General features: G+C 64.2%; 16 protein-coding genes. 8 read left to right on the top strand and 8 right to left on the bottom strand.

The genetic code is table 11. The annotated features are described in order from the left end of the window. Positions 1-18: 18 nt before the first annotated feature. From VHD36_06000 to VHD36_05970, 7 genes are all read right to left on the bottom strand, one after another. Positions 19-2,898: a DUF1553 domain-containing protein gene (locus VHD36_06000; GenBank protein ID HVU86852.1), complete on the bottom strand. Its 2,880-nt coding sequence runs from the start codon at positions 2,896-2,898 to the stop codon at positions 19-21. Between the two features lie 414 nt (positions 2,899-3,312). Next, the gene (locus tag VHD36_05995) at positions 3,313-4,089 is read right to left on the bottom strand and encodes a PIG-L deacetylase family protein (protein ID HVU86851.1); all 777 of its coding nucleotides are present in this window, start codon (positions 4,087-4,089) and stop codon (positions 3,313-3,315) included. A 93-nt stretch (positions 4,090-4,182) separates the two neighbouring features. After that, positions 4,183-4,971, bottom strand: coding sequence for an SDR family oxidoreductase (locus VHD36_05990; GenBank protein HVU86850.1), 789 nt, complete (start codon positions 4,969-4,971; stop codon positions 4,183-4,185). A 25-nt stretch (positions 4,972-4,996) separates the two neighbouring features. Then, positions 4,997-5,929, bottom strand: coding sequence for a glucosamine-6-phosphate isomerase (locus tag VHD36_05985; GenBank protein HVU86849.1), 933 nt, complete (start codon positions 5,927-5,929; stop codon positions 4,997-4,999). A 48-nt stretch (positions 5,930-5,977) separates the two neighbouring features. Further along, complete coding sequence (locus tag VHD36_05980) at positions 5,978-7,216, bottom strand: pitrilysin family protein (protein HVU86848.1); 1,239 nt, start codon at positions 7,214-7,216, stop codon at positions 5,978-5,980. Then, positions 7,203-8,447, bottom strand: coding sequence for a pitrilysin family protein (locus VHD36_05975; GenBank protein HVU86847.1), 1,245 nt, complete (start codon positions 8,445-8,447; stop codon positions 7,203-7,205). Before VHD36_05975 ends, VHD36_05980 begins: the two co-directional genes overlap by 14 nt. A 226-nt stretch (positions 8,448-8,673) precedes the next feature. Continuing rightward, complete coding sequence (locus VHD36_05970; protein HVU86846.1) at positions 8,674-9,240, bottom strand: N-acetyltransferase; 567 nt, start codon at positions 9,238-9,240, stop codon at positions 8,674-8,676. Positions 9,241-9,369: 129 nt separating this feature from the next. On the opposite strand from VHD36_05970, the gene VHD36_05965 reads away from it, so the two are divergent. The 7 genes from VHD36_05965 to VHD36_05935 all read left to right on the top strand — a co-directional run bounded on the left by VHD36_05965 (position 9,370) and on the right by VHD36_05935 (position 17,219). Then, positions 9,370-10,530, top strand: coding sequence for a zinc ABC transporter substrate-binding protein (locus VHD36_05965; protein HVU86845.1), 1,161 nt, complete (start codon positions 9,370-9,372; stop codon positions 10,528-10,530). After that, positions 10,527-11,366, top strand: coding sequence for a metal ABC transporter ATP-binding protein (locus tag VHD36_05960; protein ID HVU86844.1), 840 nt, complete (start codon positions 10,527-10,529; stop codon positions 11,364-11,366). Before VHD36_05965 ends, VHD36_05960 begins: the two co-directional genes overlap by 4 nt. Beyond that, positions 11,363-12,790, top strand: a complete 1,428-nt coding sequence (locus VHD36_05955; GenBank protein ID HVU86843.1) for an iron chelate uptake ABC transporter family permease subunit — start codon at positions 11,363-11,365, stop codon at positions 12,788-12,790. Before VHD36_05960 ends, VHD36_05955 begins: the two co-directional genes overlap by 4 nt. Further along, positions 12,783-14,084, top strand: a complete 1,302-nt coding sequence (locus VHD36_05950; GenBank protein HVU86842.1) for an iron chelate uptake ABC transporter family permease subunit — start codon at positions 12,783-12,785, stop codon at positions 14,082-14,084. Before VHD36_05955 ends, VHD36_05950 begins: the two co-directional genes overlap by 8 nt. Positions 14,085-14,308: 224 nt before the next feature. Next, a complete protein-coding gene (locus VHD36_05945) occupies positions 14,309-14,830 on the top strand; it encodes a sigma-70 family RNA polymerase sigma factor (protein HVU86841.1) in 522 nt (173 codons plus the stop codon). 4 nt (positions 14,831-14,834) lie between these two features. Then, positions 14,835-15,980 carry a hypothetical protein gene (locus VHD36_05940; protein HVU86840.1) on the top strand — a complete coding sequence of 382 codons (1,146 nt, stop codon included), beginning with the start codon at positions 14,835-14,837 and terminating at the stop codon, positions 15,978-15,980. A gap of 3 nt (positions 15,981-15,983) precedes the next feature. Further along, positions 15,984-17,219 carry a hypothetical protein gene (locus VHD36_05935; protein HVU86839.1) on the top strand — a complete coding sequence of 412 codons (1,236 nt, stop codon included), beginning with the start codon at positions 15,984-15,986 and terminating at the stop codon, positions 17,217-17,219. 14 nt (positions 17,220-17,233) lie between these two features. On the opposite strand, the gene VHD36_05930 is transcribed toward VHD36_05935, so the two are convergent. Continuing rightward, positions 17,234-17,737 carry a DinB family protein gene (locus VHD36_05930; GenBank protein ID HVU86838.1) on the bottom strand — a complete coding sequence of 168 codons (504 nt, stop codon included), beginning with the start codon at positions 17,735-17,737 and terminating at the stop codon, positions 17,234-17,236. Positions 17,738-17,952: 215 nt separating this feature from the next. On the opposite strand from VHD36_05930, the gene VHD36_05925 reads away from it, so the two are divergent. Beyond that, positions 17,953-19,463 (top strand): formylmethanofuran dehydrogenase subunit A (locus tag VHD36_05925; GenBank protein ID HVU86837.1); only part of this gene is annotated, 1,511 nt, incomplete at its 3' end.

Genomic DNA, 19,463 nt, shown 5'->3' with positions numbered 1-19,463 from the left:
GTGCGACATCCCCGTCCCTCAATCCACAAACATGAACTCGTTCGACAAAAGCAGCGCCTGGGCGTACTGTTCCCAGGGCGAGAGTCGCGCCGCCTGATCGACCGGGGCGCCCGCCGTCGCGGCCGGTTGTACGTGCGCCAAAAACTGGACGCCCAATTGCACCTCGTCCGCTTCGGCCCATCGCCCCAGTGCCGCTTGATAAAGCGCCTGCACCTTCGCGGCCGGGTCGGTTGCCGCCGCCACCTCGGGGCGAGCCGCCAGGTGTCGCGCTTGTTCCAACACAAACGGCGCGTTCATGCCGAACAGCGCCTGTTGCGGCACCGTAGTCGTGGGACGCTGCGGCGTGCTCACGTCGGGGCTGGCGAAATCAAACATCCGGAAGATGCCTGGCAGGTCCTGGCGATCGACAAAGGCATACACCGAGCGACGTGTGCTGTAGGGCTGCGCCCAAATGTCGATCGATCGTCCGTCGAGCGCGGTATCCAGCCGGCCGGCCGCGGCGAGAAGCGAATCGCGCATGGCCTCGAAGTCCAGCCGGCGCCGGTTGGCGCGCCACAGCCAGCGATTCTCTGGATCAACCGCACGACATTCCGGCCGATCGTCGCTCGACTGCGCGTACGTGTTCGACAGCACGATCAAGCGGTGCAGTCGCTTCAGGGACCACCCTTCGTCGATAAACCAGCGGGCCAAATAGTCGAGCAGTTGCGGATGCGTCGGCGGCTCGCTTCGTAACCCGAAATCGCCGGGCGTACGGACCAGCGCGCTACCGAAATGGTGCATCCATACACGATTGACCATCACCCGCGCCGTCAGCGGGTTGTCGGCGCTCGTGATGGCCTGGGCCATTTCCAACCGACCGCCCCCCTGGGCAAACGGCTTCCCCGGCTCGGCCGCCAGGAACTGCACGAAGCGGCGCGGTACTTCACGGTCGGGGTGGGCCGGGTCGCCGCGCAAAAAGACATGCGGATTGTGCGGTGTCGGCTGCTCGTTGAGCACCATCGCCCGGGGCGGGGCGGCCGGCGAGTTGATCTTCAGCTCGTCGACGCTCTTGCGCAGCTTGTTCAATTCGTTTTGCGTCGCTCGATCGAACACGCGGCGTGCTTCGTCGGCCGGAACCGCGGCAGGCGCGCCGTGCGCGTAGAGCGTCTGTCGCAACTGCTCGGCCGCGTCATCCGGCAAACGCTCGGGCGGCTTGGACGCGTCGCCCGATGCCGCCACAGCCGGCGTTTGCGCCGCGCGCCACTGCTTTTCCACTTCGGCCAGCACGTCGCCATACGTCCGGGCGACGTCGAGCATCGAATCGGGCGGCGGTCGTTTGACGAACTCTTCGCGCACCAGGCGGTTCACCGGCCGCGCCGCATCGTCGCCGCCTCGCAAGCGTTCGACGATTGCGCGAGCCCGCTCGTCGAACATGTCGCGCGGAACAGCCGCGAATTCGTGCCACAGGCCGAAGATCGGCTCCGGGTCGCGCGCCGTGCGCTCCAGATACTGTTTCCAGCGCCGCACCACGGCCGGGCGCAACTCGTCGGGATTGAAAGAAAGGTCCGCGTCGTCGGGCAGCGAATCCTTCATCGTGTCCATCACGACCTGGCACAGGTAGTCCTTGACGCGGGCGCGCAGGTCGTCGAGCAGCCCGCGATATTTCGTGTCGCGAAAATCATTCAGAGCCTTTTCACGATTGGCCAGCTCGGTGACGAACTTTTGATACGCCTCGCCATCTTGCGGGTCGCCGATCAATGGGGGCTCGCCGGGCTCGATGCTGCTGGCCATCACGCCGTACAGCGAGTAATAGTCGTCGGTCGGCACCGGATCGTACTTGTGGTCGTGGCAGCGCGCACAAGTGACGGTCAAGCCCATCAGGCCGCGCGTCACGACGTCGATCCGGTCGTCGATGATGTCGTGCGTATTGTTGCTGAATCGTCGGCCGACGGTCAAAAAGCCCATCGCGGCCAGGTCGCGACGATCGGCGACGTTCAATTGGTCGGCCGCCAGTTGCTGCATGAGGAACTGATCGTACGGGCGATCCTCGTTCAGCGCGCGGATCACGTAGTCGCGATACGTGTACGCGTACGGATAGCGGCGATCTTCGGTGAAGACATAGCCCTTGGTGTCGGAATAGCGGGCCAGATCGAGCCAATGCCGGCCCCAGCGCTGGCCGTACGCCGGCGAAGCGAGCAACCGATCGACGACCTTGGCCACGGCGTCCGGCGCGGTGTCGTTGACGAACTCTTCGACCTCGGCGACCGTCGGCGGCAGACCGGTCAGATCGAACGACAGGCGGCGCAGCAGTGTACGGCGATCGGCCGTGGGAGAGGGGGCTAGCCCCTGCCGTGCAAGCTCGGCAAAAACAAAGCGATCGATCGGGTTATTGTTCCATGCCGGATCGTTCGCCGAAGGAACTTCGGGATGCGCAATCGGTTGGTAAGCCCAATGCGTTGCCTTCGCGCGGACGGTGCGCTCTTGCATCGTCTCGGCCGTGGCCGCCGGCGCTGCGGCGCCCCAGGGAACGCCCAGCTTCACCCAGGTGGTGAGCATGGCCAGTTCATGGTCAGCCAGTTTGCCGGCCGGCGGCATCTGCACGTTGCCTTCGTAGCGCACCGCGTGAATCAAGGGGCTCTTGTCCGGCTCGCCCGGCACAACCACCACCGCGGCATCGCTCCCCTTAAGCAGCGCCTCGCGCGAGTCGAGCCGCAGGCCGGCTTCTTGCTTGTCGGGGCCGTGGCATTCCAGGCAGCGGGCCACGAGCATCGGGCGGACTTCGGTCTCGAAGAACCGCTCGGCATCGGCCGCACTGGGCGTCGGATTCGCCGCGTTCACGGCGGCTTCTTCGGCGCGCAACACCGCGGTCGCTAGCGCGATCACGAGAAGAGCAAGAGTAAGCGCGCGGGCAAGCCGCATGAACGTCCGTTCCTTGTCAGACTTTCAGGCTCGATGGCGTTTCTTCCGCTTCAGGTGTGGCAGGCGGAAGAACATCCTCTTCGGGCGGGGGCCGGTCGCAGGTGGGGCGCTTTTGAGGGCCGGACGGACAAAACTTCGTGTGCTCAGCGCACCAAGCCTTGTCCGTTGCACTCAAGCGGCCACCGGCCGGCGAACCGGCGGCCTAAAAACGCATGCCTGGATTTTAATGCCTTGCGGGGGGACGTGTCAAAGTTTCGGGCGAAGCACACAGAGACCTGCAAAGTTGAGATTCTGCGCGCGTATCTTCTGTAGCCGGCCTCTGTGAGGCCTGGATTTCACGTGCCGCTTCCGGGGTCACAACCCCGGCTACCGACTTTGCAGTTCTCCTGGCGTAGCACAGGCCCCATCGCCGAACTACCGTCGCGCGAGGGCCACCCGCTCCGGCTTAAGCGCCTTCACCAGCGGATCGGCATCGGCTGCGCAGAAACCTAGATGGCTATGCCGCCGCCAACCTTCGGCGTATTCGAAGCGGCCTGACATGCGGCCGACTTCACGGCACAGATCGCGCATCGAGACGATGTACGAATCCAGCCCTTGGCTTTCGTCGAGCCATTGCTTCTGGCTCGCATGTGCGGCCAAGAGCGCGGCCTTGGTTTCGAGCTGCGCACCGATATCGACAAAGATGCCGGGCCGCACCGGCTGCCCGAGCGCATCGCAATTGCCGTGCGGCTGTGCGTGATAAACCGTCACCGGCTGTTCGATAGCCGCGGTCGGTGGAGCAACTGCGAAATTCGGCATGCCGCGGGCAAAGGCCGCCGTCACGGCCAGCCGGCACGTGTTGGTGTGGTCCTCCATGTAGTCGCTCGGTGAATGCGTCAGCACGATCTCGGGCGCCACTTCGCGTACGATCGCCGCCAGGCGGGCGAGCGTCGGCCGATCGTAGAAGATCTCCAAATCGTTCGTCAGGCTTTCGTGAAACGTCGCGCCGAGCAGCCGGCAGGCCGCGCGCGCCTCGTCGCGGCGGATGCGGGCCGTCGTCGCGGCGTCGGTCACGCTCGACCCGCAACAACCGTTGGCGACGTTCATGTAGTGCAGCTCGTAGCCGGCTTCGCGCAACTGCAAAAGGGTGCCGGCCATCACGAACTCGATGTCATCCGGATGCGCGGCGATCGCAAAAACACGTGGAGGCATGGCGAGCTTGTTGGCACGTTAGTAAGAGGTATGCACCACGGGGACACGAAGAGCAGGGAGAGGAGAAAACACAAGGCGTGGAAGTTATGGAGTCTAGAAATCCTCGACCGCAGCATAGCCTCGATCATCGGCCGCGATCAGTTGCCGCGGTTGGCCGCTCCACCAGATCATGATTCGCCCGGCCAGCGTTTCGTTCGTCACCAGTTCCAGCATGGCGTCGGCCACTTCGTCGAGCGTCGTTAAAACCTCGGGCACGTCCTGCGCGCGGCGCTCGTCAGGCGTGAGCGCGTTCCAATACTCCAGCACCTCGGGCACGGCGATCCAATCGGGCACCAGGCAATTGACACGGATGTTGTCCGTTTCCCGCAGCCAGGCCAGCGTGGTCGTCAAACGCGCAAGCCCTGCCTTGGCCACGTCATAGGCGGGCGATTTGGCATGCTTTCGGCCGTGACCCACGGCCGACGTCGAGCCGATGTTGACGATCGCTCCGCCGCCGCGCTTGCGCATGGCGGGAATAGCGAATTTCATCGCGGCCATGGCGCCCAACAGGTCGATCTCGACCGGCTCGAACCACCAGTCCAGCGGTTCATTCGGATGGTATGCCGGCGACGCATTGTTGATCAAGATATCCACGCCGCCGAATTCTCGAACCGTAAAGTCGACGAGCTCGCGCACCTCGTCACGGCGACCAATATCGGCGCGGCAAAACAACGCGCGACCTCCGTCGGATTCGATCAGGCGAACCGTCTCGCGCCCGCCCGCCTCATCGACGTCGCACACGACAACCGACGCACCTTCGCGGGCCAGCCGGCGAGCGTACGCGCGCCCGGAACCGCTCCCCCCTGCCCCGGTGACAATCGCGACTTTGCCCGACACGTTCATGGGTCGGCCCCTTAACGCGGAAGTGTCAATGCATTTCGGCATCGCAGGTGCCGATGCCAGGGCGGTAGAAATTGAACTGCACCTGCGGATGGTCGGCCAACAGCGACATGGGCACCGCGGCGTCGGGCAATCGCTTCGAAATCATCAAGGTCGTCAGCCGCTGTCCGAACGGATTGTCATGGCAGCCGGCGTGCCAGATCGAAACCTTTTCGGCACGCCACGTCTCGGCCGGACCGACCGTGATCGCGTGCGTCGGCACGTTGGTTACCACACCGCCGCCCGAGGTGCGGGCGTTTTGAATAATCGTCATCGGATGCAGTTCGACCACGCGCGTCGAAAGGCGTCGGTATTCTTCGGGCGCGGGGGGCTGATCGTGATAGGGAGCCACGCGGCGCGGCGGGTCATTGAACGCCCAATGCTTGACTTCCCCCTGCCCTCCCTGCATCACCAGGCAGCGCGCTTGCGAATAACTGGCCACGTAGGCCGCCAGGTTCTCGTTGGGAAAATGAATATTGGCCGACGGCATCCGCAAGTCAGGCCGAATGCGATTGAAGCACAACTCGAGATCAGCCCGGGCGAACGAGAGCGGAAATTCGAGCGACGCCGCGCGGCCGTCGACGACCCATTCGTCCATGCCCCAGAAATGGGCGTGGCGCAAGTTCAGCTCGAGCTCGTTCACCAGCCGGGCGACCAGCGGCAACTGCTCCGTGGGACCGATCGGTCCGCAAATGCCCGCCGGCGATTCCGGCGTGGCCGCCCGCCAACTGGTGATGTATTCCAGCGCCTCGGCCAGGTAAAAATCTTCCAGCGTGTCATAAAAGCGCACGTCAAAGCCGGGCCGCGCGAGCGCCAGCATGTCTTCGGGTGTGAGGCGCGCGGCGTCATCCAGGATCTCGCGATCGAGCGTCGTATAGTCCCACCAGTCAGGACTGATCTTGCTCAACGGGCGTGCCGGCATGTTGCCTTCCTGCAATCGTTGGCCGCCATCGGATTCGTCGTTCTCGCGCTACTTGGGCTGCGCGACATTGGCGGCGGGGCCTACGGTGACGGTGGTGCTTTTGGTGAGCGGATATTGCTTCAGCACGGCCGCGATGTCGGCCGGAGTGACGGCGTCGACGGCGGCCAGGTCGTCTTTCACCGACCGATATTCGCGGCGATGCACCCAGTTGGCGCCGACGTTGAACAGTCGTCCGCGCGGCCGTTCGCTGCTCAGAACGACGCGCGAGTTGATCTTGCTCTTGGCCTGATCGAGCTCTTGATCGGTGATTCCCTGCGATTCAACGGCGCGATAAATATCGAGCACTTTCTGCAAGTTGCTCGCCGCGGCCTCCGGATCGCAGCTGAGATAGGTCATGAACATTCCGGTGCCGAGATAATCGTAATGGCCGATGCTGGCGTGCTCGGCCAGCCCAGGGTCGACCAGCGCCCAAAACAGCCGGCTGCCCGAGTCGTCGCCCAGGATCGTGGCCAGCAGCTTGGCGGCGAAGCGCTCGTTCTGCGTAGCGCTGGGGCCATTGGCCAATTGGATGGCGTATTGCTGCGTCACACCGTCTTTGACCACGCACTCGAAAGCGCAACGTGCGCTAGCGGGCTCGATCTTCCGCTCGGCGTCCGCCCTCTCCCAGGCACCGCAGTGTTGCTCAGCCAGCTTGACCAGAGCGTCGAAATCGACCTGCCCCGACGCCACGAGCGCAATGTTTGTCGGGCAGTAGCGGCGCTTGAAGTACTCGCGCATCGCGTCCACCGGCAGTTGGCCGACGCTTTCCAGCGTCCCCAGCACGCTATGTCCCAGAGGATGGTTGCCGAAATGGATCGCTTTGCAGCGGTCGTCCATGCCGAAAGGAGGCTGATCCTGATACATCTGGATTTCTTCCAGGATCACCTGTTTTTCGGTCGTGAAGTCGGCTTCGCGCAAGGCCGGCCGCATGATGTCGGCGAGCAAGTCCAGTGCCTGCGCCTGGTACTCGGGCAAAACGGCGGCGTAGTAAACGGTTTTTTCTTCGCTGGTGAAGGCGTTGTAGTGCGCCCCCATTTCGTCGAATTCACGGTTTACATCGTCGGCCGTGCGGCGCGCCGTCCCTTTGAACAGCATGTGCTCGAGAAAATGACTGACCCCCGCCACGGCGCTCGATTCGTCGCGCGCGCCGGTCTTCACGAAGAAGCCCAACGCCATCGAATGCGCCCGCGGATTGCATTCCGCCACCACCTCCAGGCCATTGGGCAGCACATGCTCACGAAATTCCAACGGGCACCTCCAAGGGCTTTGGTCCCAGCGTGACAATCGTGAAATCCCGGGGTGGATGTTCGGCCAGGAAGGCGTTGATGCTTTCGCGCGACAGCCCGTCCACGAGCGCCGCCACCTCGTCCAGCGTCCGCACGCGCCCCAGGTAGTACCAATCGCGGGCAATCGCGGCGCTGCGGGCGGAAGTCGATTCCTGCTGCATCACCAGGCCGCTCTTGATGCGCGCCTTCAAGCGGCCGAGTTCTTCGCTTTCGATCCCCTTGCTCAATCGCACCAGTTCGCCGAGCGTGACATCCAGCGTTTCCTGGGCCCGCTCCGAACTCGTGCCCGCGTAGCACAGCACGGCGGCGCGATCACGCAACGTTTGATGCGAGGCGTAGACGCTGTAGCACAGCCCGCGCTTCTCGCGCACCTCGGTAAACAGCCGGCAGCTCATTCCTCCCGACAGCACGCCGACCGAACCCCAGGCCTGAAAATAATCAGGATCGCGATAGGGCACGCTGCTGTAGGCGATACCGATCTGCGTTTGATTGGACTCTTGCTCGATGTGTTCCCAGCGCTTGCCCGGCTTACCCAACGTCGGTTCGCTGGCCGGCTGGGGCGCCCAGTCTTCGTAGAGCTTCGCGACCAGGTCGCGGACCGCGTTCCAATCGAAGTTTCCGGCCACGCTCACGATCGCGCCGTTCGGGCGGAAGCTGCCGGCCACATATCGACGTACATCGTCGAGCGTGACGGCTTTGACCGATTCCTCGCGCCCTTGGCTGGGGCGCCCCCAAGGCGAGGGAAAGTGGCGGCGGCGCAACTCGAGAATGACTTTCTGCGCCGGATCGTCCTCGATGCCGCTCAACTCGTGCAGTACCACAGCCCGAGCCGCCGACAACTGATCGGCCGGCAATCTCGGGCGGCGCAAAACGTCGGCGTAGATCGTCAGCGCTGGAAACAAATTGCGCGCGAGCGTCGCGCCGCTGAAGCTGGTGTGCGCGTCGGAAACATTGGCGTCGCGCTCGATTCCCAGGTTGTCGAGATCGGTGACGAACTGCCGGCTGTCACGTTCCCCGGCGCCGCGCAAGGCAAGCTCGCAGGACAGCGTGCTCAGCCCGGCCAGCGATTCCGGTTCGTAGGCGGTACCGGCGGGGACGCGAATGGTGAAGGCAGCCGACTCGACCCCCTCCATCGGCTCGCCCAGCAGGACCAGGCCATTTTTGAACGAATGTGTAAGAATCGGGTCGCTCACGCGACATTTCTCCCAGGGGCGACGCTTTGCGACGGGGGCGATGCTGCAATCGGCCGGCGGCGTCCCCACTCCGTAGGGCATCCGACCATATAAGAACGATAGAGCCTAGCCGCGCTTGTGCAGGATGGCAACCGACGTGGCAGGACCCGCGGCACGATGCACAAGTCGCGCTAGTGTGCGCGATGTTCAATCGTAGAGACGACAATCGCGAAGAACAGCCGCCGGCTTAGCGCAGCGCGGGCGACGCGCTTTCGACGGCCTTATATACCGTGCGCGCCTTGTGAAAGCCGATGTGGCGATACAAGCGAATGGCACTATCGTTCTGGGCGGTTACTTCCAAATAGGCGCGCCGCAAGCCGGCCGCCCGGAAACCCGCCAGGGCCGCCAGCATCAGGGCCCGGCCCAAACCTTGGCCGCGATGCTCCGGCGTGGTGCCCAGATTCTGAATCGCTCCCAGCCCCGAGCGGTCGCGAATCCCCTGGATGGTGCCGCAATACTCGAGTGGCTGATCAAAGCCGTCGGTGGCGGCCAACCAGGTGGCGCCAGGCAAGAAACCGTCCTTCAGACTGATTTCCCGCATCAGGCGCTGGCACCCCTCATGCTCGCCGAGGCACGGAAAGACGTTGGCATCGATGCCGTTGCGAAAGCTGAGGTACTTGGCCTCGGCATGGGCCGATTGCAAGTCGGATCGCCACGGTACCAGGCGGTATCCCAGGGGGACCTCGGGCGCAGGGAGACCCTGGTCGAGGTCGATCTCCATGCGGTAACGCTTGAAATACGTGAGACCTAACATGCGGCAAGCCCCCGACGTGCCCTTCCTACGGCAAGACCCTCACCAGTGGCCAGCAACTGCCCGCACTGGCAATCGTATCCCTCGATTCGGGACCGGTCAAATTCTCGCAAGTCGTTGCAGGCGCGATTGATGGAGGCCTGGGCAAGCATTGCCGATCAGCCCATGCCTTGCGACGGAAACTCACGATCGCCGGCCTTGGGCGCTGCCGCAAGTTCCGCCTGCACTACGGCAGGTCGGATTTTGAGCAATCAAAAACATAATTTCTTGGCATTGAATAATTGCCTGCAACAACGCATAATTTCCGAGCGGAAAAGACCGCCCCTGCCTATGACGACAATCTCCGCACTAACCCGATGTCCCCAAGGCCTGGCTCAGTTCGTGCTTTGGCTCTTGCCGATCTTCGCCGTCGGCTGTGAGGGGGTGGGGGAAATCGTCGCACCTACCGATCGTATTCGAATTGTCTGTACGACCGGGCAGGTCGGCGACATGCTCGAACATATCGGTGGCCAGCACGTCGAGGTGCGAGCGCTCATGGGGCCGGGCGTCGATCCGCATTTGTATAAGGCTACGCCCGGCGACATCCGACTGCTGAAGAGCGCGAAGGCGATTTTCTATAACGGTCTCCACCTCGAGGGACGTCTGGCGGACGTGCTCGAGCGATTGGCCGAGCGTAAGCCGACGTTCGCCGTTACCGACGAGATTCGCGCGCATTCGCCCGACCGCTTGCGGCAAGCCCCGGAGTTCGCCGCCAACTACGATCCCCACGTGTGGTTCGACGTGGGCTTGTGGGCCGACTGCGCCGACTACGCCGCGCGGAAATTGATCGAGGTTGATCCCGGCCACGCCGAGGATTATCGCCGCCAGGCCGACACTTACATCGCCGAGCTGCGCGCGCTCGACGCTGCCACGCGCAACCGCATCGCCGAGATTCCTGTCGAGCAACGCGTGCTGGTCACGGCGCACGATGCGTTCGGATACTTCGGCCGAGCGTACGACATTGAGGTTCACGGACTGCAAGGAATCAGCACGGCCGACGAAGCCGATCTGGGAGCTATCAACGACCTGGTCCGCTTGCTGGTGGCTCGACACGTGAAAGCCGTCTTCATCGAAACGAGCGTGCCTTCGAAGAACATCCGCAGCCTGATTCAAGGTTGCGAGGCCGCGGGGCACGAGCTGCGCCTGGGCGGCGAACTCTATTCCGACGCATTGGGCCCCGCCGACTCGCCGGCGGCGACCTACGTCGGCATGATCGATTACAACGTCGAGCAGATCGTGGGGGCGCTGCGATGAAACGAATGGCCGACGACAAGCCGACCGCGGCGCCTGCAGAAGATACGCCTGCCGCCGAACGACCACGCTCGGCGGCGCCGCCCCTCGAGGTCCACGACATGACCGTGGCCTACCACCGCAAGCCGGTGCTGTGGGATATCGACCTGGTCGCGCCCGAGGGACACTTGATCGGCATCATCGGGCCCAACGGGGCCGGCAAAAGCACTTTCATCAAGGCGGTGTTGGGACTCATTCCGTTGGCCAGCGGCAAGGTGCAGATCTACGGCCGGCCGTACGCCGAGCAGCGCCACCTGGTCGGCTATGTGCCGCAGCGCGAGACGGTGGATTGGGATTTTCCCGTCACCGCGCTCGACGTGGTGATGATGGGAACCTACGGCCGGCTGGGCTGGTTCCGCCGACCGGGCGCGGCCGAGCGCTCCCTCGCCACGGCATGCCTGGAAAAGGTCGGCATGGCCGAATTTGCCCATCGCCAGATTCAGCAACTCTCCGGCGGGCAACAGCAGCGAATCTTTCTGGCGCGGGCGCTTGCGCAAGATGCGCAGATTTATTTCATGGACGAGCCGTTTGCCGGCGTCGATGCGGCGACCGAGCAAGCCATCGTGGCCCTGCTGCAATCACTGCGCAACAGCGGCAAGACGGTGTTCGTCGTGCATCACGAGTTGCAAACGGTGCGCAACTATTTCGACTTCGTGATTCTGCTGAACCTGCGGCTCGTCGCGGCCGGACCCACGGCGACGACCTTTACGAAACAAAACCTGCAGCAGACGTACGGTGGCCGCCTGACCATTCTCGACGAGGTTGCCGAGGCCGTGCGGCTGGGAGAAGGGCCGCGGTGATCGCGCTCTCGAATACTCTGCTGGTGATGCTCGGCACGTCGCTCTTGGGCGCCGTGGCCGCGATCGTCGGCAGCTTCGCAGTGCTCCGCCGTCGCGCGCTCGTCGGCGATTTGATGGCCCACGCGGCGCTGCCGGGCTTGTGCCTGGCGTTCCTGGTGCTCGGCTATCGGCCGCTCGCCGCGCGATGGTTTGGGGCAGAAGCCATTGCCGGCGGCTGGCAATTTACCGCCATGCTCGCCGGCGCCTTCGTGACCGGGCTGGCCGGCGTTGCCTGCGTCACGCTGTTGTGCCGCTACACGCGCACCAAGGAAGATGCCGCGATCGGCATCGTGCTCAGCACGTTCTTCGGCGCGGGCGTCGTGCTCGCGAGTCTTATTCAAAATCTACCGACGGCCAGCAGCAAAGCAGGACTGCAAACTTACATCTATGGCCAGGCGGCCGGCATGACGCGCGAGGATGTGCGCTTCATCGCCATCGTGGCCGGGGCCTGCCTGGTGCTGGTCACATTGCTCTACAAAGAGTTCCAGGTCTTCAGCTTCGACCCAGGCTTTGCCCGCGCGCAGGGTTGGCCGACACTGGCCATCGATATGACGATGATGGGAACGCTGGCGCTGGTGACCGTCGTGGGACTGCCGAGCGTGGGCGTGGTGCTGATGGCGGCGATGCTCATTATCCCTGGCGCCGCCGCGCGCTTCTGGACGAACCGCTTGGGCACGATGCTGGTGATCGCTGGCCTGATCGGCGCGGGCTCAGGCATTCTTGGAACGATGATCTCGGCCGGCACGATCGAAGAAGTATTGGGTTTCGACCCGTTAGCCTTTGGTCACAATACGCGCAATCTGCCGACCGGGCCGGTGATCGTGCTTTGCGGCACATTTTTGTTTTTCATTTCGATGCTCTTCGCCCCACAGCGGGGTGTGATTGCCCGCGTTGTGAGAATATGGAGCGTGCGGCGGCGCATCGAGCGCGAAAATCTTTTGCGGTCGCTCTACGAACTTGCCGAGCCGCAATTGCCTGAACGGACGACGGTCGCTTGGCAGCAATTGGTTGACGATCGCAGTTGGACCGCGACGAATGTGCGCCGGCTGGCCCGCTGGGCGGCGCGTGCGGGTCTGGCAGAAGTAACACCCGCAGGAGCGCGATTTACGGCCGCGGGTCTGGTCAGCGCCGAGCAACTCGTGCGGACGCACCGCCTGTGGGAGCTCTATCTGATCTCGGGCGCCGATATCGCGCCCGATCACGTCGACCGCGACGCGGACTCGATCGAGCATTTCCTCACGCCCGAGATTGTCGCCCGGCTCGAAGCCCAGCTCGCGGCGGCCGGTCAATTGCCACCGTCGGAAACGGTGGTGCCGCATTCGCCTCACGAGATACCGGCCGCGGCCGACCCCGGCGCCGCCGGCAGGGAGGCGACCCGTGGCTAGCTGGTTCTACTCGCTCGACGCCGGCGTGCAGGACGCGATTCTCGTGATCGGCATTGCCACGATGACCAACGTGGCTTGCGCCCTGTTGGGCTGTTACCTGGTGCTGCGGCGCATGAGCCTATTGGGCGATGCCCTGTCGCATGCCGTGCTGCCGGGACTGGTCGTGGCCTTCGTTGCGGCGGGCAGCATGAACATCGTCTTCATGTTCGCCGGCGCCCTGGCCGTCGGGCTGCTGACGACATTTTTGACCCAGACCATTCATCGCCAAGGGGGCGTGTCGGCCGATGCTTCGATCGGCGTCGTTTTCACTTCCTTGTTCGCCCTGGGCGTGATCCTCATCAAGCGCTATGGGCAAGGCGTCGATCTCGATCCCGATTGCGTGCTGTACGGCCAGATCGACTTGGTGGAGTTTTACACCGTTCCCTTGTGGGGTTACGACGTGCCGCGGGCGCTGGTATCGATCCTTCCTGTTTTGTTATTGAACGTTGCCGTGATCATCGCCTTATGGAAGGAGCTGAAAATCAGCGCCTTCGACCCGGCGCTTGCGACGACGATGGGGATCAATGCCGATCGGCTGTTTTACTTGCTGATGGCGCTTGTCGCGCTGACGACCGTGGCTTCGTTCGAGCAGGTTGGTTCGATCCTGGTGATCGCCATGTTGATCGTTCCCGGCGCCACGGCGCAGCTGTTGACCGACCGGTTGCGGAACATGATGCTGTTGGCCGCCCTCGTCGGAGTCGTGGCGGCCGTGCTGGGGTACGCCTTGTCGGTGGCCTGGAACGTTGCCGCCGCGGGTCCCATGGCGGTAGTGGCCGGCGCCTGCTACGCTTTGGCGGCGCTCGTGTCGCCGCGCTATGGCATCCTGAGCGCCATGCTGCGCAACGCCCAGATTTCGCTCCGCATCGTGCGCGAAGATTTGCTGGCCATGCTCTATCGCCTCGAAGAATTGCGCATCGAGCGCCGGCTGGGCCCGCGCGAAGCGACGCAGGCCGTGGGCGCCGGGGTACTGGCCAACGTCGGGCTGTGGTCGCTGTTGCGGCGCGGCGAATTGCAGCGCTCGGCCGTAGGCTTGCAACTGACCGATCAGGGCCGCCGCCGGGCCGCGGAGCTCGTCCGCTCGCACCGCCTCTGGGAAGCGTATCTGGTCGAGCATTTGGGACTGGCGGCCGATCACGTCCACGACCCGGCCGAACGAATGGAACATTTTATCGACAGTCGGCTGCAAGAGCAGATCGTGGCCGACCTGAGCGATGCTCAGAAGGACCCGCACGGCCGCGAAATCCCCGGCGGGTGAAGGTAAGTCCGCGGGATTTATCCCCATGGCGGCCTCGGCTCTCCCTTGCACCCTGGGGCCAGGCTTCGGCCTTCGTCCTTGCGACTGCGAAATCGCCGCCGTCCCCGGCCCGGCGGCATATTTTCCGACTATTCTGGCTTTTGCCTTTGAGAGTGGGGACCGTTTCTGCGTCTAAATGGTAGACGAGTTCCGCAAAGGCACGAGGGAGCAACCAGAGGCGACTCGTGGCGGACTTCGCTGAGCTTGATCGACTGGTCCTCGAGCATCTGCCGGCAGCCTTGCGGTTCGCCACACGGATGACCGGAGACCGCGACGCGGCCGAAGATCTCGTGCAGGACGCCTTGCTCCGTATCGCGCGCAGCTGGCAGACCTTTCGCGGTAGCGCGACGTTTCGCACCTGGTTCTATCGAGTGTTGATCAACGTGTTTCGCGATCGACTACGCAGCAACCGAACGTTCTCGATCGCCTCGATCGACGAGGCCGAGGAAACACCCGACCCCCGGTCCGTGAGCCCGCCGACCGCCGCGGCAACGAACGAGTTGGCCGATCGCGTGGCGGCCGAAGTTTCCCGGCTGCCGCTACGGCAGCGCGAAGTGATGGTGCTTACGGCCTTCGAAGGATTGTCGATCGTGGAAACCGCCGGGCTGCTCGACATCACCGAGCAGAACGTTCACGCAACCTTGTCGGCGGCGCGGGCGCGGCTGCGGAGCCGGCTCGCTGCTTACCTGGGCTTTGCCGAAAAGTGATCCGATGAACGAACGTCACTCTCACGACAAGCAGGACGCGGCGCTCGATCGGCTGCTGGCCGAGGCCCGCTGGCCCGAGCCTGCCCCCGAGCAGTTGGCCCGACTGCGCGACCACTGGCGTGGCTTGAGTCGCGCTCGCCGGCGTCGGCAGTTCGTCCTTGCCGGCGCGGCGGTGGCGGCGGCCGTGCTCGCAATCGCGGGAGTGACGGCTCTGTGGCGTACCGAACGCGGCTCGATGACCGCAACCGTGGCTCCGGAAATTGCCGTCGTGCGCCCTAAGCCGCCGGCGGTGGTCAAACAGGAGAGAAAGGAACCTTCGGCGGCGCCCCTGGTGCGCGATCCCACGCTGTACGAGCGCGTGATTCTGGCCAGCTATGCCGAGGGACATGTGCGGCCGCGAAAGGTTGCGGCGAAGAGCAAACGCGCGTCGGCGGCTCATATCGCCGCTGACAAGTCGTCGAACGGGCCGCTTGCGAATCTGCCACTCTCTGCGGATTCAATCGCCCAGCGCGCCGGCAATCTGATCGTCTCCGGCTTTCGTTATTACGAGCAGTTTCGGACGGCCGCCCGGCGCCGGGGCGAACAATTGGTGGCCCGTACGGCGGCGCTTGCGCGCCGATCACAAGCCGTGGCGCTAGCTGCATCGCCCGCAGGCAAAGCCGTTGAGTCGGTCGTGCGGACCGGGGAAGTCGCCAACATCGTCGATATGCTCGTGCGGCAACCGCACCGCGAGCTGCGGCGCCGGCTTTTAAGGGAGCTGCTTGTCCGTGGAACCGAAGAGTCGGTCGGCGCGTTCCTGACGTTTGTCGCGCTGCCGCAGAGTCGAGCCGAGGCGCTGGCGGCGCTCGAAACCGTCGGGCCGCAACCCAGCGCTGCACTGCTCGCGTTTCTACGCTCGCCGCAAGCTGAGGTGCGGAACGCCGCGGCGCTGGCGCTAGCGAACTCGACCAATCCCGAAGTCATCGCGGCGCTTGCCGCCGCACTGGGAGACGCAGGGCAGCGGCAACCAGCCCTTGTCGCGCTACTTCTGAATCCCTCGGCCCAGGCGGCCGCCGTCCTGCAAGAGGCTCGTGGGGATCTTTACCTGATGGCGAGCGTTCGCGCCGCCGAATTCGAACTGCAACACGTAACCAACGCACATACGAGGTGAGCTATGACGCGCTTTACACGAAGGAAGACCTGGCTGGCTTTATTGACGATCACCGCAGCGATTCTCGCGGCCCTCTCGCAGCAAGCCGCGGCTGCCGACGAAGACAATGACGAAGAGCTGCCGCTGGTCGTGAAAGTTTATCGCGTCATCGACCTGGTCGTGCCGGTGCCCAACTACCCGTACGAAGGGACCTTTTTGCCGGGCATGGGCAAATCAGCACCCGGCGTCAACCCAACAGGCTTCCGCGGTGGCATGGGAGGAATGGGCGGCGGCATGGGTGGCATGGGGGGGGGCGGCGGGGCTGCCCCCGCGGCCGGAGGCGGAGGGGGCGGCGGCATGGGGGGCGGGATGTTTCGCGTCCCCGATCACATTCTCGGCCAGGTCGGTGGGTTGGGAGGCGGACTGGGCGGTACGCCACCGCGCCCGTCGATCTCGCAGCGTATTTCCTGGGGCCCGTTGATGAACACCATCACCAGCCTGATCGATCCTGAGAGTTGGGACGAACAAGGCGGCTCGGGCTCGATTTCGCCCATCGGCGGAGCGCTCGCCATCAGCCAGACGCTGCCGGTACACGCCAAGATCGAAACGTTCTTCAAGGATTTGCGGCGCGAGATCGGCACCCTGCGCCAGGTGTCGGTCGAAGCGCACTGGGTGCTTGTGAACGGCGAGCAACTGGCCGCGCTCACCGGTGCAGCCGATAAGCAAGTATCTCGCGGCGGTGAAATCTCGCGCGAACGGCTGACAGCGCTGCCGCCCGGGGCGCGGCATGCCAGCGGCCGTGTCACGTGCATCAATGGCCAGACGGTTCACGTGATTTCGGGTCGCTTGGACACCAAGGTGCAAGGCGCCATTCCGGTCGTCGGTACGAGCCCGGGCTACCAGGCCACGATCCTGACGCCGCATTTCGGTGCCCTCTTGCAATTGACGCCGCTGATTCTGCCCGACCAGGACATGGTGCTCGTGGACCTGCACAGCGCCGTCACGCAATCGGACGAAAAAACGGATGCCATCAAGCTGACCGGGCCGAACGACACGAAAGACCCGGCGGTGCAGATCGATCGCATTCAATCGGGGGCCCAGCAATTGGCCACCAGCTTGAACTTGCCATTGGGCAAACTCGTGCTCGTGGGCGGAATGAGCCTCGACGTCGGCATGGCCGAAGGGGACCAGCAGTTGTACTTGATCCTCGAGATCACGGCCGACAACGAGGAGCCGCGCGCGGCCGAGCGGCGGCGCTAGCCGTCAAACCCGGATTACCATTTGGGGGCGTAGCCGAGCAGTCGCTTGAGCAGACCCACCTGGCCGGCGTGCAGCATTTCGTGCCGGGCGCACCAGAAGAGTCCGCCGAGTGTTGTCGTAAAGAGCGGATGCGGTTTGCCGCGTTGCGGTTGTTCAAGGTCGGCGTCCGCATGTCGTGCCAGTTCTGTTTCGACGGCCGCCTGGACTCGGCCCAGCGTTTCCAGGATTTCGGCCGGCGCCGGGTATTTCGCCGGGTCGGGAACAGGTGCCGTGCCGCGCAAGAAAAGTTCGGTGAACTTCGGGGGCAGAATCTGTGCGTCGGTATCCTGGGCGCCACGCAGTCGCAGCAGGCACAACGAATACTGGGCCGCGGCCAGGTGCCCCATCTGCCAGGCAATGTGCGTGATGCCTTCGGTCGGCTGCCGGAACCAGTCGCGCTCGTGAACGCTTTCCAAAAGCCCGAGCGAATAGCGGCGTGCCGCGTCGATTTCTCCCCAGGCGATATCGCGTGCTGACATATAAGTAGTCCTCGCAAGTTTCTGGCCGGACGAATCTCGCGCCGTGTTGGCGCTTGCGCGGAAAGACGCGGCTTCACGGTCGCCGGTTCGCGCGCCCCTTCCTGCCACTCCCCTTGACCAATCGATCCGAGCGGGCGAAGGTGACGGAACGCCTGGACGCGGCAGCGGATCGATGGTTCGCCGGCCCAGCGCATCGAATGTAACCGAATTCCTGCATGTCACTCTTAAAAATCTCGGGCGGCACGGTTTATGACCCCGCCAACAAGATCGACGGCCAGGTCCGCGACCTGTGGATCGACAATGGGCGCATCGTGGCCGCGCCGACCGATCCCGCGGTCCGGCCCGCGCGCGTGATCGACGCACGTGGGCTGGTCGTGATGCCGGGCGGCATCGACATGCACTGCCACATTGCCGGGCCGAAGGTGAACATGGCCCGCAAGCTGCGGCCCGAGGAGAAACGCACGGCCGAGCCGGTGCGCCGCACAGCGCTTACCCGCAGCGGCACGATGGGGAGCGTGCCGAGCACGTTTGCCACGGGCTACAAGTACGCGGTGCTCGGCTACACCACGGCGTTCGACGCCGCGATCCCCGCCCTCTCGGCCCGGCACGCGCACGAAGAATTTGCCGACACGCCCTGTTTGGACAAGGGCTTCTACGTCTTGATGGGGAACAATCACTACATCATGCGCGCCATCCAGCGGGGCGAGCACGAACGCGCCAAGGCATTCATCGCCTGGCTCTTGTCGTCGGCCAAGGGATACGCCGCGAAGCTGGTGAACCCCGGCGGCGTCGAAGTCTGGAAGAGCCGTGCCTCGGGCAATGTGAGCGCGCTCGACGATGTCGTTGCGCCCTACGACGTCACGCCGCGGCAAATCGTGCAGACCGTCGCCCAGGCCGTCGACGAATTGCGCCTGCCGCATCCGGTCCACATTCATGCCAACAACCTGGGGCTGCCGGGCAACTGGACCACCACGCTGGAAACGATGCGCCTCTTGGAAGGGCATCGCGGCCACATGACGCATATCCAGTTCCACAGCTACGGCGGCGGCGAAGGGGACGAGAACACTTTCAATTCGAAAGTCGTGCAGCTCGCCGACTACGTGAACCAGCACAGCAACCTGACGATCGACGTCGGACAGGTTTTGTTCGGCAAGACCACGAGCATGACCGGCGACGGGCCGCTGGGCTACTTCCTGAGCAAGGTGTACAAGTCGAAGTGGTTCAGCAGTGATACCGAGATGGAGGCCGGCTGCGGCATCGCGCCGATCGAATACAAGAACAAGAGCCTGATCAACGCCCTGCAATGGGCGATCGGCCTGGAATGGTACCTGCTGGTCGACGATCCGTGGCGCGTGGTGATGAGCACCGATCATCCCAACGGCGCGTCGTTCCTCGCTTATCCGCAGATCATCCGGTTGCTGATGGACCGCACCTACCGGGGCGACATGATCCGCCAGGCACACCCGAGCGTGCGCGAGCGCACCGTGCTGGCGGACCTCGATCGCGAGTACACGCTAAGCGAAATCTGCATCATCACGCGGGCCGGCCCGGCACGGATTCTCGGCCTTACCAACAAGGGGCACCTGGGCGTGGGGGCCGACGCCGATGTCACGATCTACACGCCCGACGACAACCGCGAAACGATGTTCGAACTGCCGCGCTACGTGATCCACGCCGGTCGCGTCGTGGTCGAAGAGGGGGACGTGCGCGATCCGGTCGAAGGCAA

Source organism: Pirellulales bacterium (assembly GCA_035546535.1).
Classification (GTDB): Bacteria; Planctomycetota; Planctomycetia; order Pirellulales; family JACPPG01; genus JACPPG01.
The sequence above is the reverse complement of the archived record's forward strand: the minus strand, read 5'-3'. Positions and strand labels throughout refer to the sequence as shown.

What these genes read in the sequence shown, in the direction of transcription:
- VHD36_05995 (HVU86851.1), bottom strand. Translation starts at nt 4,089, where the DNA reads ATGCCTCCACGTGTTTTTGCGATCGCCGCGCATCCGGATGACATCGAG.
- VHD36_05960 (HVU86844.1), top strand. Translation starts at nt 10,527, where the DNA reads ATGAAACGAATGGCCGACGACAAGCCGACCGCGGCGCCTGCAGAAGAT.
- VHD36_05985 (HVU86849.1), bottom strand. Translation starts at nt 5,929, where the DNA reads ATGCCGGCACGCCCGTTGAGCAAGATCAGTCCTGACTGGTGGGACTAT.
- VHD36_05935 (HVU86839.1), top strand. Translation starts at nt 15,984, where the DNA reads ATGACGCGCTTTACACGAAGGAAGACCTGGCTGGCTTTATTGACGATC.
- VHD36_05940 (HVU86840.1), top strand. Translation starts at nt 14,835, where the DNA reads ATGAACGAACGTCACTCTCACGACAAGCAGGACGCGGCGCTCGATCGG.
- VHD36_05990 (HVU86850.1), bottom strand. Translation starts at nt 4,971, where the DNA reads ATGAACGTGTCGGGCAAAGTCGCGATTGTCACCGGGGCAGGGGGGAGC.
- VHD36_06000 (HVU86852.1), bottom strand. Translation starts at nt 2,898, where the DNA reads ATGCGGCTTGCCCGCGCGCTTACTCTTGCTCTTCTCGTGATCGCGCTA.
- VHD36_05930 (HVU86838.1), bottom strand. Translation starts at nt 17,737, where the DNA reads ATGTCAGCACGCGATATCGCCTGGGGAGAAATCGACGCGGCACGCCGC.
- VHD36_05970 (HVU86846.1), bottom strand. Translation starts at nt 9,240, where the DNA reads ATGTTAGGTCTCACGTATTTCAAGCGTTACCGCATGGAGATCGACCTC.
- VHD36_05965 (HVU86845.1), top strand. Translation starts at nt 9,370, where the DNA reads ATGGAGGCCTGGGCAAGCATTGCCGATCAGCCCATGCCTTGCGACGGA.